This is a genomic window from Streptomyces sp. ITFR-16, assembly GCF_031844705.1.
GTDB lineage: Bacteria > Actinomycetota > Actinomycetes > Streptomycetales > Streptomycetaceae > Streptomyces.
Genome location: NZ_CP134609.1, coordinates 3734092 through 3749420, shown reverse-complemented (window position 1 = coordinate 3749420; position 15329 = coordinate 3734092). Strand labels below are relative to the sequence as shown.

Annotated in this window: 9 protein-coding genes and 3 tRNA genes; 7 read left to right on the top strand and 5 right to left on the bottom strand. The window is 72.0% G+C overall.

Annotated elements, in window-relative coordinates:
- Positions 1-102: 102 nt before the first annotated feature.
- The gene (hrpA, locus tag RLT58_RS16675) at positions 103-4050 is read right to left on the bottom strand and encodes an ATP-dependent RNA helicase HrpA (RefSeq protein WP_311311177.1); all 3948 of its coding nucleotides are present in this window, start codon (positions 4048-4050) and stop codon (positions 103-105) included.
- Between the two features lie 148 nt (positions 4051-4198).
- Here hrpA and RLT58_RS16670 point away from each other — a divergent pair, with 148 nt between their 5' ends.
- The 3 genes from RLT58_RS16670 to RLT58_RS16660 are packed head-to-tail and all read left to right on the top strand — an operon-like array spanning position 4199 to position 6308.
- Positions 4199-4558 carry a hypothetical protein gene (locus tag RLT58_RS16670; protein WP_311311176.1) on the top strand — a complete coding sequence of 120 codons (360 nt, stop codon included), beginning with the start codon at positions 4199-4201 and terminating at the stop codon, positions 4556-4558.
- A gap of 59 nt (positions 4559-4617) precedes the next feature.
- Entirely contained in the window at positions 4618-5448 is an 831-nt protein-coding gene (locus tag RLT58_RS16665) for a DsbA family protein (RefSeq protein ID WP_399131637.1), read from the top strand.
- The gene (locus RLT58_RS16660) at positions 5445-6308 is read left to right on the top strand and encodes a cytochrome c biogenesis CcdA family protein (RefSeq protein WP_311311175.1); all 864 of its coding nucleotides are present in this window, start codon (positions 5445-5447) and stop codon (positions 6306-6308) included. The genes RLT58_RS16665 and RLT58_RS16660 overlap by 4 nt, the downstream gene beginning before the upstream one ends.
- A gap of 38 nt (positions 6309-6346) precedes the next feature.
- On the opposite strand, the gene RLT58_RS16655 is transcribed toward RLT58_RS16660, so the two are convergent.
- The 4 genes from RLT58_RS16655 to RLT58_RS16640 form a co-directional block, all read right to left on the bottom strand.
- Positions 6347-6423: transfer RNA gene (locus RLT58_RS16655), tRNA-Phe, on the bottom strand.
- A gap of 22 nt (positions 6424-6445) precedes the next feature.
- Positions 6446-6520: transfer RNA gene (locus RLT58_RS16650), tRNA-Asp, on the bottom strand.
- A gap of 38 nt (positions 6521-6558) precedes the next feature.
- A tRNA-Glu gene (locus RLT58_RS16645) sits at positions 6559-6631 on the bottom strand.
- A gap of 80 nt (positions 6632-6711) precedes the next feature.
- Positions 6712-8244 (bottom strand): metallophosphoesterase family protein, encoded by a 1533-nt coding sequence (locus RLT58_RS16640; RefSeq protein ID WP_311311174.1) that lies wholly within the window; start codon positions 8242-8244, stop codon positions 6712-6714.
- Between the two features lie 104 nt (positions 8245-8348).
- Between RLT58_RS16640 and RLT58_RS16635 the strand changes: the two genes are divergently transcribed.
- The 4 genes from RLT58_RS16635 to RLT58_RS16620 all read left to right on the top strand — a co-directional run bounded on the left by RLT58_RS16635 (position 8349) and on the right by RLT58_RS16620 (position 15321).
- Positions 8349-8699, top strand: a complete 351-nt coding sequence (locus RLT58_RS16635; protein ID WP_311311173.1) for a metallopeptidase family protein — start codon at positions 8349-8351, stop codon at positions 8697-8699.
- Between the two features lie 162 nt (positions 8700-8861).
- A complete protein-coding gene (locus RLT58_RS16630) occupies positions 8862-9431 on the top strand; it encodes a hypothetical protein (protein ID WP_311311172.1) in 570 nt (189 codons plus the stop codon).
- 240 nt (positions 9432-9671) lie between these two features.
- Positions 9672-11831, top strand: a complete 2160-nt coding sequence (locus RLT58_RS16625) for a DEAD/DEAH box helicase (protein ID WP_311311171.1) — start codon at positions 9672-9674, stop codon at positions 11829-11831.
- A 286-nt stretch (positions 11832-12117) separates the two neighbouring features.
- On the top strand, positions 12118-15321 hold the full coding sequence (locus RLT58_RS16620) for an FG-GAP repeat domain-containing protein (RefSeq protein ID WP_311311170.1): 3204 nt from the start codon (positions 12118-12120) through the stop codon (positions 15319-15321).
- Positions 15322-15329: the final 8 nt, after the last annotated feature.

Below are 15329 nucleotides of genomic sequence, written 5' to 3'. Positions count from 1 at the left end.
GGCCTCGCGGCTGCCTGCGAAGACAGACTGTACAGGAGGTCAGCGGGTGCGGTCGACCTCACTCCTGGTGGTGGCACCGTCACCCGCCCGCCGCCCCGCCGGCTACGGGGCGGCGGCGTCGATCGCCTTCACGATCCGCTTGTCGGAGACGGGGAACGCGGTGCCCAGGGCGTGCGCGAAATAGCTGACCCGCAGCTCCTCGATCATCCAGCGGATGTCCAGCACCTCCTGCGGGACGGGCCTGCCCCGCGGCAGCTGCTCCAGCAGCCAGGCGTACTCGTCCTGCATCTCGTGGACCTTCTCCATGCGCGTGGTGTCGCGCTGGACGTTGGTCGGCATCTGCTGGAGCCGGCGGTCCTCCGCGACCAGGTAGCGCATCAGGTCGGGCAGCCTGCGCAGCCCGGTCAGGGTGACGAACCCGGGCGGCACGAGGCGGGCGAGATGGTCGCGTACGTCCGTGACGTTGTTGATCAGGACCAGGCTGTTGGTGGCCTTCAGCCGGCGCTCGCACGCCTGCCAGGCCGCCAGGATCTGCTGGACCTGGCCGATCGTGCGGACGGTCAGGTCCACCAGGTCGGCGCGTACCTTGTCGTACAGCTTCCGGAACGACGCCTCGTCCCAGGCGGGGCCGCCGTGCGCCGCGATCAGCCGGTCGGCGGCCGCCGTCGCGCAGTCGTCGAACAGCGCCTGGACGGAGCCGTGCGGATTGCGGGACAGGGCCAGCTTCTGCTGGTTCGTCAGCTTGTCCGAGGCGAACTTCGCCGGGTTCACCGGGATGTTCAGCAGGATCAGCTTCCGGGTGCCGCGCCACATCGCCTGCTGCTGCTCGGCCTCGGTGTCGAAGAGCCGTACGGCCACGGTCTCGCCCTGGTCGACGAGCGCGGGGTACGCCTTGACCGGCTGGCCGGCCCTGCGGGTCTCGAAGACCTTGTTCAGCGTGCCGATCGTCCAGTCCGTGAGACCCGAGCGCTCGATGGACTCCCCGGTCGGCCCCGCAGTCGCCGCCGCGGCCTTGGAGAGGGCCTGGCGGGCCTTCGGGCGCAGCTGGATCTTCAGCGCCTCCAGGTCCTTGTCCTCGGCCACCTTCCGGCGCCGCTCGTCCACGATCCGGAAGGTGATCTTGAGGTGGTCGGGGACCCGGCCCAGGTCGAAGTCGTCCGCGGTGACCGGCACCCCGACCATCCGCTGGAGCTCGCGGGCCAGCGTCACCGGCAGCGGCTCCTGGAGCGGTACGGCCCGGTCCAGGAACTTGTCCGCGTAGTTCGGCGCGGGGACGTAGTGCCGGCGGACCGGCTTCGGCAGGGAGCGGATCAGCTCCGTGACGACCTCCTCGCGCAGGCCCGGGATCTGCCAGTCGAAGCCCTCGGACGTGACCTGGTTGAGGACCTGGAGCGGAATGTGGACGGTCACACCGTCGGCGTCCGCACCGGGCTCGAACTGGTAGGTCACCCGGAACTTGAGCTTCCCCTGCCGCCAGGAGTCCGGGTAGTCGTCCTTGGTGACGGCCCCGGCCTTCTCGTTGATCAGCATCGAGCGCTCGAAGTCGAGCGCGTCCGGCTCGTCCCGGCGTTTGTGCTTCCACCAGGAGTCGAAGTGCGCGCCGGAGACGATGTGTTCCGGGATGCGCTGGTCGTAGAAGTCGAAGAGCGTCTCGTCGTCCACGAGGATGTCGCGGCGCCGGGCGCGGTGCTCCAGCTCCTCGACCTCGCCGAGCAGCTTGCGGTTGTCGTGGAAGAACTGGTGGTGCGTGCGCCAGTCGCCCTCGACCAGGGCGTTGCGGATGAAGAGGTCCCGCGAGGTCTCCTGGTCGATTCGGCCGAAATTGATCTTGCGCTGGGCGACGATCGGCACGCCGTACAGCGTGACCCGCTCGTACGCCATCACCGCCGCCTGGTCCTTCTCCCAGTGCGGCTCGCTGTAGGTGCGCTTCAGCAGATGCTCGGCCAGCGGTTCGATCCACTCCGGCTCGACCCGGGCGTTGACCCGTGCCCACAGCCGGGACGTCTCGACCAGCTCGGCGGACATCACGAACCGGGGCTGCTTCTTGAAGAGGGCCGAGCCCGGGAAGATCGCGAACTTGGCGCTGCGCGCACCCAGATACTCGTTCTTCTCGGTGTCCTTCAGCCCGATGTGCGACAGCAGACCGGCCAGCAGCGAGGTGTGCACCGCCTGTTCCGGGATGCCCTCGTCGCCCTTGGGCTCCTCGACGGCGATGCCCATCTGCTTCGCGACCGTACGCAGCTGCGCGTAGATGTCCTGCCACTCGCGGATCCGCAGGAAGTTCAGATACTCCTGCTTGCACATCCGGCGGAAGCTGGAGGAGCCGCGCTCCTTCTGCTGTTCGCGGATGTAGCGCCACAGATTCAGGAACGCCAGGAAGTCGGACGTCTCGTCCTTGAACCGGGCATGCTGCTGGTCGGCCTGCGTCTGCTTCTCGGAGGGCCGCTCGCGCGGGTCCTGGATGGAGAGCGCCGCTGCGATGACCATGACCTCGCGGGCGCAGCCGTTCTTCTCGGCCTCGATGACCATCCGGGCCAGGCGCGGGTCGACGGGCAGCTGGGAGAGCTTCCGGCCCAGCGGGGTGAGGCGCTGCCCCTTCTTCCCCTCCCGGGGGGACTTCTCCTCCTGCTCCAGCGCGCCCAGCTCCTGGAGGAGCTGCACGCCGTCGCGGATGTTGCGGTGGTCCGGCGGGTCGATGAAGGGGAACTTCTCGATGTCGCCGAGGCCGGCCGCGGTCATCTGGAGGATGACGGATGCCAGGTTCGTCCGCAGGATCTCCGGGTCCGTGAACTCCGGGCGGGTCAGGAAGTCGTCCTCGGAGTACAGCCGGATGCAGATGCCGTCCGACGTACGGCCGCAGCGGCCCTTGCGCTGGTTGGCGCTGGCCTGCGAGATCCGCTCGATCGGCAGCCGCTGGACCTTGGTGCGGTGGCTGTAGCGGGAGATACGGGCGGTGCCCGGGTCGATCACGTACTTGATGCCGGGGACGGTCAGCGAGGTCTCGGCGACGTTGGTCGCCAGAACGATCCTGCGTCCCGTGTGGCGCTGGAACACGCGGTGCTGCTCGGCGTGCGACAGGCGCGCGTAGAGGGGGAGCACCTCGGTATGTCTGAGGTTGCGTTTGCCCAGCGCGTCCGCCGTGTCGCGGATCTCGCGCTCGCCGGAGAGGAAGACCAGGACATCGCCGGGCCCCTCGGACTGGAGCTCGTCGACGGCGTCGCAGATCGCGGTGATCTGGTCGCGGTCGGCGTCCTCGCTGTCCTCTTCCAGCAGGGGGCGGTACCGCACCTCCACGGGGTACGTGCGCCCGCTGACCTCGACGATCGGCGCCTCGCCGAAGTGGCGCGCGAAGCGCTCCGGGTCGATGGTCGCGGAGGTGATGACGACCTTCAGATCCGGGCGCTTGGGCAGCAGCCGGGCCAGATAGCCGAGCAGGAAGTCGATGTTCAGCGACCGCTCGTGGGCCTCGTCGATGATGATCGTGTCGTACGCGAGCAGCTCGCGGTCCGTCTGGATCTCGGCGAGCAGGATGCCGTCCGTCATCAGCTTGACGAAGGTCGCGTCCGGGTTGACCTGGTCGGTGAAGCGGACCTTCCAGCCGACCGCCTCGCCCAGCGGCGTCTTCAGCTCCTCGGCGACCCGCTCGGCCACCGTACGGGCCGCGATCCGGCGCGGCTGGGTGTGCCCGATCATGCCCCGGACGCCCCGGCCAAGCTCCATGCAGATCTTGGGGATCTGGGTGGTCTTGCCGGAGCCGGTCTCACCGGCGACGATCACGACCTGGTGGTCGCGTATCGCCTCCAGGATCTCGTCCTTCTTCTGGCTGACCGGCAGCTGTTCGGGGTACGACAGAGCGGGCATCCGCCCGGCCCGCTGCGCGAGCCGCCCGGCGGCCTTGCCGGCCTGGGCGGCGATCTCGTCCAGTACGGCCTGCTGGGCCTCGGGCTTGCGGATGCGTCGCGCGCCTTCGAGGCGGCGGCCGAGCCGGTGCGCGTCGCGGAGCGAGAGCTGCCCGAGCTGGGACTGGAGATCGGCGAAGGAAGTAGACATACGGGTCCCAGGATCTCACCCGGGCCCGAGGAACGGCGAACCTATTTCGCGCGGCCTCGGTCACGGGACCCGCACGGTGGGGGACGCCACGGTCACAGCACGTACCATTCCGGACAGCTGATCATCCTCTGCCGGAAGGCCCGAGCCCGTGTCCCGTTCGCAGTGGTGCTGCCTGGTGGCGGCGCTCGCGGTGGTGCTCGGGCTGTTCTGCGGACCTTCCGCGGCGGTGGCCGACGCACCGGACCGCGAACCGGCGCCCGTCGCCGCCGTCGCGGTGGACGGCGGCGACGGCGTCCCCGGCTGCGGCAGCGGCGACCGCCGCGACGGCACCGAACCGGCCGTCCCGGGCCGGGCCCGCGCGGCCCACGACCAGGCGCCCGGCCTCGCCGAATGGGGCCTGCCCGCCGCCAACGGACCCGAGCCGGTCCGGGCGCCCGCGCCGATGCCCCTGCGCGGTCCGGACGCGGCCGCGCCGGGCCCGGTGGAACTCTCCGTACTGCGGGTGTAGACGGCCCGCCGGCCCTCTGCTTCCCCTTTTCCTCCCGCATCACCGGTCCGGAGTTCCGCATGCCCATGTCCACGCCCAAGCCGTCCCCGAAGTCCCCGAAGTCCCCGAAGTCCTCCAAGCCGTCCCGCAAGCCGCTGGTCTACGGCGCCGGAGTCCTCGTCGCCGCCGCGCTGTTCGGCTACGTCTCCTACCGCGCCACCGCCCCCGACGCACCCGGCGGCTCCTCCCCTGTGGTCGCCGGTGTCACGGCCGACCCGGAAGCCGGCGTCTACCCCGAGCTGGCGAAACTCGCCCGCCGCGACGCGGGCGACAAGCTGGCCCTGGGCCGCCCGGACGCACCCGTCGTTCTCATCGAGTACGCCGACTTCAAGTGCGGCTACTGCGCGAAGTTCGCCCGGGACACCGAACCCGCCCTGGTGAAGAAGTACGTGGACGACGGCACCCTGCGCATCGAGTGGCGCAACTTCCCGATCTTCGGCGCCGAGTCCGAGGCCGCCGCCCGCGCCTCCTGGGCCGCCGGACAGCAGGGCCGCTTCTGGGAGTTCCACCGCGCCGCGTACGCCGAGGGCGCCAAGGAGAAGGGGTTCGGCAAGGACCGCCTCAAGGAGCTCGCCCGGCAGGCCGGGGTGCCCGACCTGGACCGCTTCGCCACCGACACGGACGGCGCGGCCGCCGCGGCCGCGGTGGGCGACGACCAGGAGCAGGGGTACGGGATCGGCGCGACCTCCACCCCGTCCTTCCTGGTCAACGGCCGCCCGATCGCGGGCGCGCAGTCCGCCGGGACCTTCACCCGGGCCATCGAACAGGCCGCGGCCCGGGCGAAGGACGACAAGGGTCCCGCAGGCGCGGGGAGCAGCGCGGGACGGGACGACAAGGGCTCGGCGAAGTGACGGCGGACACCGGCTACTTCGCCGCCCTTCTCGGCGGGCTGCTGGCTCTGCTCAGCCCGTGCAGCGCCCTGCTGCTCCCCGCCTTCTTCGCATACTCCATCGACTCCGCCTCCCGGCTGCTCGCCCGAACCGGGATCTTCTACGCGGGTCTGGCGACCACACTCGTCCCGCTGGGCGCGGCGGGTTCGTACGCCGGACGGTTCTTCTACGGCCACCGCGACGCGCTCGTCCTCGCGGCGGGCTGGCTGATCATCGGTCTGGGCGCCGCCCAGATCGCCGGGCTGGGATTCGCCTCGCGCCGGATCACCGCCCTCAGCGGCCGGATCCGCCCCACGACGGCGCTGTCCGTCTACGCCCTCGGCGCGGTCTACGGCCTGGCCGGTTTTTGCGCGGGCCCGATCCTGGGCAGCGTCCTGACCGTCGCGGCCGTCAGCGGCAGCCCGGCGTACGGGGGACTGCTGCTGGCCGTCTACGCGCTGGGCATGGCGGTACCGCTGTTCGTGCTGGCACTGCTCTGGGAGCGGTTCGAGCTGGGGCGCCGGGCCTGGCTGCGCGGCCGGGTCCTGCGGCTGGGCCGGTTCGAACTGCACACCACGACCCTGCTGTCGGGGCTCTTCTTCATCGGCCTCGGCGTGCTGTTCCTGGTGTACGACGGGACGACCGCGCTGCCCGGACTGCTGGACGTGGACCAGTCGTTCGCCGTCGAGCAGTGGGCGGGCGGCCTCGGCGCGCGCGTCCCGGACGCGGTGCTGCTCGTCGCGGTGGTGGCCGTGGTGCTGCTGGTGCTCGCGGTACGGGCTGCCCGTCGCCGGGACACGGACGCGGACGTGCCGAACACCGCCGACCGGGAGGGCGCCTGACACGGCGAAGGCCCCGTCCATCGGACGGGGCCTTCGGGTGGTGGCTGGGGCCGGGATCGAACCGGCGACCTATCGCTTTTCAGGCGATCGCTCGTACCAACTGAGCTACCCAGCCACGCAGCTCATACGGGCTGCAGCGGTCCTGACGGGATTTGAACCCGCGGCCTCCACCTTGACAGGGTGGCGAGCACTCCAAACTGCTCCACAGGACCAAGCAATGTGCGAGACAAGTCTCGCACACGTTTAAGCGTGCCCCCAACGGGATTCGAACCCGTGCTACCGCCTTGAAAGGGCGGCGTCCTGGGCCACTAGACGATGAGGGCTAAGGGCCCACCTGCGCGCTTTCCAGCGCGTCGGGGACGTGAGAAGCATATGGGATGGCGGCAGCTATCGCCAAAACGGTTTACGGCGAGGGGGTGGGGGAGGTCGGGGGTGCGCTCGGGACGGCCGTCTTCTCCGCCGGCAGATGGCGGCTGACCTCGGCCGTCGTCAGGCCGAGCCCGCCCAGCGTGATCTCGTCCCAGGCCTGCAGACGGCGGGTGGAGCGGTCCAGATAGAGGACCGAGGCGAGGACCTGTTCGGGCTTCTTGTTCTGTACGGCTCGCAGCCCGCCGCCGCCCGTGGATCCCTCGATCATCAGCCGGGTGCCGCCCTTCATGAGCTCGTTCTGCCGGTGGTGCACATGGCCGGCCAGGGCGAGCGGGACCGACCCGTCCGTCCGGCGGGCCGCCTCCGGTTCGTGGGCCACGGCGATGTCGACGGGGGTGCCGGCCCGCCGCTGCTCCTCCAGGGCGGCGGCGAGCCGGTCGCCCGCCGTCCCCTCCACGTCCTCGGCCTGTTCGGGCCCGGTGCGGTCGGGGGTGAACTGCGGGTCCCCGATGCCCGCGACCCGCAGGCCGCCGACGCTGACCGCCCGGCCCTCGTCCAGCACATGCACGTTCCTGAACCGTTTCTTCTGCTCCAGGTACTTCTGCGTCACCGCCGAGTCGTGGTTGCCGCGCACCCAGATGTAGGGGGCGCCGAGATCGCTGATCGGGTCAAGGAAGCTGTTCTCGACGGCGGCGCCGTGGTCCATCGTGTCGCCGGAGTCGATGATCACGTCGATGTCGTACTGCTCCACGAGCGAGCCGATGATGTGCCACGCCGCCGGGTTGAGGTGGATGTCGGAGACGTGCAGGACGCGGAGGGTGGCGGGGTCCGGGCTGTACACGGGGAGCGTCGAGGTGGCGTCGTACAGCTTGGTGACGTTGGTGACCAGCCGGGCCAGTTCCTGCTGGTAGACGTCGAAGTCGGTGACGATCGAGCGGGCGTCGCCGACCACGGAGGGCGCGCTGGAGAGCAGTCCGGAGAACCGGGGCTCCAGGACCGACTTCGGATTCCAGGTGGCGTACGCGCCGAGGCCGGACGCGGCCAGCAGGGCGAGCGCGAGGCCCCCGGCGGCCAGGGCGCGCCGGGGCCTGCGGTAGACGGCGAGGCCGAGCGCGGTGGCGCCGGAGACCACCGCGACGCAGGAGCGCACGGCGAGCTCGCGGGTCCCGGCCGCGACGTCCCCGCCCACCTCGTCCTGGAGGCCCGCGAGGCGCTCGGGGTGCTGGACCAGGGCCTGGGAGCGGACCGGGTCCAGCCGGTCGACATCGACGTCGAGCCGGACCGGGGCGTGGTGGGAGTCCAGCTCCAGGGCCCCGAGCGGAGAGACGTTGATCTTGGTGCCGCCCGTGAGGGAGGGCCGCAGGGTCATGGTCGTGTCCATGGGGCCGACAGGCGTCCGGACACTGCCGACGACCAGCAGCCCCAGCCAGGCGCCGAACAGCACGACGGTGACCAGGCCCAGGGCGCGGACGAAGGGGCGCGGCGAGACGGTGAGCGGACCGCCGGGCGGGCGGGGGCGGCGGCCGGGGCGGGGCCGGGGACGGAGGAACTGCCGGACGCGGACCATTGGGCGCCTATGCCCCGGTCCGGGAGCAGGTATGCCCGTGCGGTGCCCGGGTTCGCCGCCCGTGCTCCGGGGCGCATCCGGCGGCCGTACGTGACAATGGCGGGGTGCTGGAGATGACGCGGGAAGCGTTCGAGGAACTGGTCGGCGAGGCCCTGGACCGGATCCCGCCGGAGCTGACGCGGCTGATGGACAACGTCGCGGTGTTCGTCGAGGACGAGCCGGAGTCCGATGATCCGGAACTCCTCGGGCTCTACGAGGGCACCCCGCTGACCGAGCGCGGCGAGTGGTACGCGGGCGTGCTGCCCGACCGGATCACCATCTACCGGGGGCCGACGCTGCGGATGTGCGCGACGCGCGAGGACGTCGTCGCGGAGACGGAGATCACGGTCGTCCACGAGATCGCCCACCACTTCGGCATCGACGACGAGAGGCTGCACGCGCTCGGTTACGGGTGAGGGGGAGGGGCGTGCGTTCCGGGCGGTGCGCCGTGAGGTGTGAATGAGGTGTGCGGACCTGTCCGGGGGCGTGTCCCCGGCGGGGCGGCGGGAGTTGGGCACAGCGCTCCCGGCTCGTTTCCGTCCGGCTCCGTCCTTCCTCGCGCCCCCGGAGGTGCCCCTGTGCGCCAGTTGCCCGCCCCCGTCCGCTGGGCGGCCGTCACCGTTGTGACGATCGCCACGTCCACCGGCTGTATGAGCATCGGCGGTGACGGCGGGAAACCCGAGCCCTCGCATACCGCCGCGCCGAAGGGGGCGGCGGCCGAGCCCGACGGCGCCACGGTGGCCGGCACCGGCCACGCCCGTACCGGCGGCTCCGGGGCGCACGGCGACCGGCCGGGCGCCGGTTCGGACGACCCGAGCGCCTCCGCCTCCCCCTCGGGCAGCCCCGGTACGGAGTCCGGCGGCCCCGATCAGGCCCGGGGCGGCCGTCGCCCGGCGCCCGCGCTGTCGGCGGCCCGGCCCGGCGCCCCCGAGCAGCCGGAATCACCCGCTCCGTCGGACCAGGGGCCCGGCGCGCCGCAGACCCCGCAGCCGCCGGACCCGCCGGAGCCGGAACCGGTGCCCTCGGAGGCCGAGCCGGTGCCCTCCGCTTCGCCGGCCGCGCAGTTCCGCAACCAGGCGATGGGTGCGCCGGGCGCCTCGGAGTGGACGCGGACTCCCGAGGCATCACCGCAGGTGGGACCCGCCTGACGGGGGCGGTCGGCGGGGGCGGTTTGCGCGATGTGGGTGAGAGTGCGTATGGTGGTAGATCGTTTGATCCCATTGCCCGGCGCCGACACAGAAGAGCGCCGTGTGGCGCGTACTCTCCCTTGCCGTGGCTGGACCGCATTGAGGCGGTCGAAATTGCGAATCACGGAGTTACGGGCGCGTGCCGAGACTCCGGAAGGTTTCGCATTTCGCATGTCAATTTCCAGTTCTGACCACACCGTCATGCCCCAGAGCGTCGAGAACGACGAGCTGAACGAGGTCGCCGCTGCCGCGGAGGCCGTCGTCGCCGAGTCCGCCGAAGCCATCCAGGCGGACGCCCCCCAGGCCGAGCAGGCCGACGCCGAGCCGACCGTCACCTTCGCCGACCTGGGCCTGCCCGAGGGCATCGTCCGCAAGCTCGCGCAGAACGGTGTGACCGCTCCCTTCCCGATCCAGGCGGCGACCATCCCGGACGCCCTGGCCGGCAAGGACATCCTGGGCCGTGGCCGTACCGGCTCCGGCAAGACCCTCTCCTTCGGCCTGCCGACGCTGGCCGCGCTGGCCGGTGGCCACACGGAGAAGAAGAAGCCCCGCGCGATCATCCTGACCCCGACGCGTGAGCTCGCGATGCAGGTCGCGGACGCACTGCAGCCGTACGGCGACGTGCTCGGCCTGAAGATGAAGGTCGTCTGCGGCGGTACGTCGATGGGCAACCAGATCTACGCGCTGGAGCGCGGTGTCGACGTCCTCGTCGCCACCCCGGGCCGGCTGCGCGACATCATCAACCGGGGCGCCTGCTCCCTGGAGAACGTCCAGGTCGCCGTCCTCGACGAGGCCGACCAGATGTCCGACCTGGGCTTCCTGCCCGAGGTCACCGAGCTGCTCGACCAGATCCCCGGCGGCGGCCAGCGCATGCTCTTCTCCGCCACCATGGAGAACGAGATCGGCACCCTGGTCAAGCGCTACCTGAGCAACCCGGTCACCCACGAGGTCGACTCCGCCCAGGGCAACGTCTCGACCATGTCGCACCATGTCCTCGTCGTGAAGCCGAAGGACAAGGCTCCGGTCACCTCCGCCATCGCCGCCCGCAAGGGCCGCACCATCATCTTCGTCCGCACCCAGCTGGGCGCCGACCGCATCGCCGAGCAGCTCGTCGACGCGGGCGTCAAGGCGGACGCGCTGCACGGCGGCATGACCCAGGGCGCCCGTACGCGGGTCCTGGAGGACTTCAAGAAGGGCTACGTCAACGCGCTCGTCGCGACCGACGTCGCCGCGCGCGGTATCCACGTCGACGGCATCGACCTGGTCCTGAACGTGGACCCGGCCGGTGACCACAAGGACTACCTGCACCGCTCGGGCCGTACCGCCCGCGCCGGCAAGTCCGGTGTCGTGGTCTCGCTGGCGCTGCCGCACCAGCGCCGCCAGATCTTCCGCCTGATGGAGGACGCGGGCGTGGACGCCTCGCGCCACATCGTCCAGGGCGCGGGCGTCTTCGAGCCCGAGGTCGCCGAGATCACCGGCGCCCGCTCGCTCACCGAGGTCCAGGCCGACTCCGCGAACAACGCCGCCAAGCAGGCCGAGCGCGAGGCCGCCGAGCTCAGCAAGCAGCTCGAGCGCGTCCAGCGCCGTGCCGTGGAGCTGCGCGAGGAGGCCGGCCGGCTGGTCGCCCGCGCCGCGCGCGAGCGGGGCGACGACCCCGAGGTCGCGGTGGCCGAGGCCGTCGCCGAGGCGGAGGCCGCCCTCGCGGCCGCCGCGTCCGTGCCGGAGCAGCCGGCGCCCCGCGAGGAGCGTCGTGACGAGCGCGGCAACTACGAGCGCCGGGACAACCGCGGCGACCGCGACCAGCGCGGTGGCGACCGCGGCGGCTACCGGGGCGGCAACGACCGCGGTGTCGGCGAGCGCAGCGGCCGTCCCACCGGCGGCAGCGGCTACCGGGGCAGCAACGACCGCCCGTCGTTCCGCGGCAGCAACGACCGTCGTGACGACCGCGGCGGCCGTCCCTTCGAGCGCCGTGACAACGACCGTCCGTCGTTCAACCGCGACCGTCGTGACGACCGTCCGTCGGGCGGTTTCCGCTCCGGCGGCAACGACCGTCGTGACGACCGCGGCGGCCGCTCCTTCGAGCGCCGCGACGACCGCCCGTCCTTCAACCGCGACAACGACCGCCCGTCGTTCAACCGCGACCGTCGTGACGACCGCCCGTCCGGTGGCTTCCGCTCCGGCGGCAGCGACCGTCCGTTCAACCGCGACCGCCGTGACGACCGTCCGTCGGGCGGCTTCCGCTCCGGCGGCAGCGACCGCCCGACCGGCCGCCGTGACGACCACCGCGGTGCCAACACCGGCACGAACACCGGTTCCTTCGGCCGCCGTGACGACAAGCCGCGCTGGAAGCGCAACGGCTGAGTGCGAGTGCACGGCTGAGTGCACTGAAGACCTGCTGAAGGTCTGCTGAGAGCGGGCCCGTCCTGGATGGACGGGCCCGCTTTCGCATGCTCCGGGCGAAGCCTCGCCGGCCTGCGCGGTTCCTCACTTTGAACGGGTTCGAAATACCCGTCCAGGTGTCCGTCACTGCTGCTAAAGTCGCCGCATCTGCCGGGGGGTGGGTGCGAGCGGCAGCCGCCGCACCGCGACGGCGTACGTGTTTCTCCGCGTTCCCCCCGTGCCTTGTTCCTGGGGAGGGACCTTCACCGTGACCCACTCATCCAGCGGGTGGAGACGCCGGCGCGCGTCCGGCCGTATCGCACTTCTGGTCACCTTGGCGATGACGGCCGGGGCGGGCGCGATCACCACGGGGACGGCGGTCGCCGACACGCCCCCCGGGACCGTCGTCGTGAGCCCCGGGGCACGCTTCGTACCGCGTGCCACGAGTGTGCTGAACGCCGGTGAGACCGGCTTCCTGACGGCGCGTGAGGGCGACGACCGCCTGCGCTGGACCGACTACGCCACCGGGGCGGCCACGGTACTGCCCGACCGACTCCCGAAGCCGCTCGAGTACGACCCCGAGTCCGGCCGCCCCCGCGGCGACTGGCCCACGGGCTTCGGCTACGGCTCGGACACCGTGGCGCTCCACACCCGGAGCCCGGGCCCGCAGGTCGCCCTGCGGCAGCGCGGCACCGGGCCGGCCGTCACCGTCCCGATCCCGGCCGGCCAGACGTACGTCGGCACGTACGGGACGACCGTCGTGACCCGTACCGGCACCGACAGGGCCGTGACGGGCCTTCACCTGCTGCGGACGGTGGACGGCAAGGTCGAGGACCAGAAGCTGGACGGCCTTCCCGAGGGGTGGAACCTGACGGTCTCCGAGGGCGACGCCCGCTCGATCGTCGTCCGGGGCATCCTCTGGGAGGACACCACCATGACGAACGGCTGGTGGCTCGTCGACCTCGCCACCGGCAGGCTCGACACCCTCGACGAGCACGCCGATTCGGTCACCCTCGACCGGGGGACCGTGCTCCAGGTGGGCTCGTACGAGGCCGAGGTGCTCGACCGCGACGGCCTGACGGCCGAGCCCCGCAAGGTGGACCTCGGGAACTACGCGTACGACACGACGTTCCGCACGCTCGGGAACTCGCTCGTGGGGGTCGGCTCCCTCAACGGCGGGGACAACGAGTACCGCGGCCGGAGCCTGCTGCGGATCTTCGACGACGGCCGGACCCCCCAGGAACTGCTGGCCGTCGCGCACACCGATCTCGCGCGGATGCCGGACGGCTCCCTCCTGGTCACGGGAGCCGAGACCAGGACCGACCGGGGCCCGCTCGACTGGGGCTACTACCGGTTCACGGAAGGCGCCGACGGCAAGGTGAAGCGCACGCGCGTCGCCGACATCGAGGACATGCCGGCGCGGCCCGCGGGCATCTCCCTCGGCAGCGGCATCCTCACCACGGCGGACGACTCGGGCCTGTTCATGCCGGGTACGTACATCGGCAGCTACCGCAGCACCTGGCTGAAGACCTCCGGCAGCCCGGCCGAGGTCCGTACGACGGTCGACGGTCTCACCGGCGGGCGGGACGCGGACTGCGGCTGGGTGGACGCGGAGTACTGCGTCACGATGTTCGCGAGCGGTGACGGGTTCCACGGCCGCAGGAACGGTACCGAACAGGGCCAGACCATGCTGTTCCGCAACGGCGAGGCGGACTGGGGGCCCCGGCTCACCACCGGCCTGATGTCCCCCGAGCTCGTGGACCTCTCCGGCCGTTTCGCGGTGGTGAACGAGGCGTCGGGCAACCTCAAGAAGGCCGTCGAGTTCCAGGGGGGCACCGACCCCGGGAAGGTCCTGGAGAGCCGGGAGCTGGCCGCCGCGGCCCTGTGGGGCAGCACGCTGTGGAGCAGCCTTCCCGGCTCGTCCACCGTGTCCTCGAAGAACCTGGCGACGGGCGCGGCCGGCATCTCCTTCACCACGCCCGACAAGTGCGTCCCCACCGAGCTGCAGGCCGCAGGCCGCTGGGTCTACTGGGCGTGCCGGGGCGAGAGCTGGGACGAGAGCGCGGGCGTCTACGACCGGCAGACCGGGCGCGTCGTGAGCGCGCCGGATTCCGCCGACACCCTCCTCGCCGACAGCTACTTCGTCACCCGGGCCGAGGGCGCCGGACTCACCCTCTTCGATCTGCACAACGGCCTGCCGGCGGGCGGGGCGTATGCCGACCTGCCCCAGCGGTCCCTGGTGAGCGCGGCCGACCTGGGCACGAGCACCGTGCGCCGCTCCGGCTGGACCGTTGACCGCTTCGGCGGCCATGTCGCGTACACCGGGGGCGACCGGCGGGTGCGCGTCGTCCCCACGGGCGTCCCGGCCGCACCGCTGTCGGTGATCGACGCGAAGGCGCCCGCCGGCACGCTCGACCTGCGGGCACCCGCGCCGAAGACGGAGGGCACCTGGTGGCTCTCCAAGCCCGCCGCCTCCTGGCGGCTGACGCTCAGGAACAACGCGACCGGAACCGCGGTCCGCACGCTCACCGGCGGTGAGGCGCGCGGCCTGGTGACGGCATCGTGGGACGGCAGGACCGCCGGCGGCGCGTACGCCGCCAACGGCGCCTACACCTGGACCCTCACCGCCGAGCCCGCCGACGGTGTGGGCGCCGCTCTGACCACGTCCGGGACCGTCAAGGTCTCCGGAGGCGCCGCCGCGGCGCGGGACTTCGTCGGCAACGACGGCTTCGGCGACCTCCTCGCCTTCACCCCGGCCGGAGTGGCCGACTGGCGGGCCGGTACGGGGACGGGGACCGGCCGGGTCGAGACGAAGGTCTCCGGGTCCGGCTGGACGGGCGGCAGCACCGTGACCGCCGCCGTGCCGTTCGAGGACGTCAGCGGCGACCGCTGCAACGACGTGCTGGTCCGTACGAAGGCCGGCGAGCTGCGCACGTACAGGCCCGCCTGCGGCGCCGCGCTCACGCCCGCCACCCCGTACACGAAGATCGGCACGGGCTGGAACATGTTCAACACCCTGACCTCGCCGGGCGACATGACGGGCGACGGCCGCGCGGACCTGCTCGGCCGGACGCCCGAGGGCGACCTGTACTTCTACCGGGGCAAGGGCAACGGCCTCTTCGAGCCCCGGGTGAAGATCGGCTACGGCTGGCAGAAGTACCTCCTGGCGGGCATGGGCGACCTGGACGGCGACGGCAGGGGCGACCTGCTGGCCCGCGACGGCGCGGGCGTGGTCTGGCGCTACCCGTCCACCGGCAAGGGCACGCTCGGCACGCGCGTCCAGGTCGGCCACGGCTGGACCATGTACGACGCGCTGGTCGGCGCCGGCGACCTCAACGGCGACGGCCGCGCGGACCTGCTCGCCCGCGACACGTCCGGGGTGCTGTGGAGCTACCGGGGCGACGGCAAGGGCGCCCTGGCCGCGCGGACGAAGGTCGGCGGCGGCTGGCAGATGTACGGACAGCTGTCGTGACGGCGGGC

Bases quoted from the DNA above. Each gene is read 5' to 3' on its own strand.
- hrpA (WP_311311177.1), bottom strand. From the start codon at position 4,050: ATGTCTACTTCCTTCGCCGATCTCCAGTCCCAGCTCGGGCAGCTCTCG.
- RLT58_RS16665 (WP_399131637.1), top strand. From the start codon at position 4,618: ATGCCCATGTCCACGCCCAAGCCGTCCCCGAAGTCCCCGAAGTCCCCG.
- RLT58_RS16640 (WP_311311174.1), bottom strand. From the start codon at position 8,244: ATGGTCCGCGTCCGGCAGTTCCTCCGTCCCCGGCCCCGCCCCGGCCGC.
- RLT58_RS16625 (WP_311311171.1), top strand. From the start codon at position 9,672: ATGCCCCAGAGCGTCGAGAACGACGAGCTGAACGAGGTCGCCGCTGCC.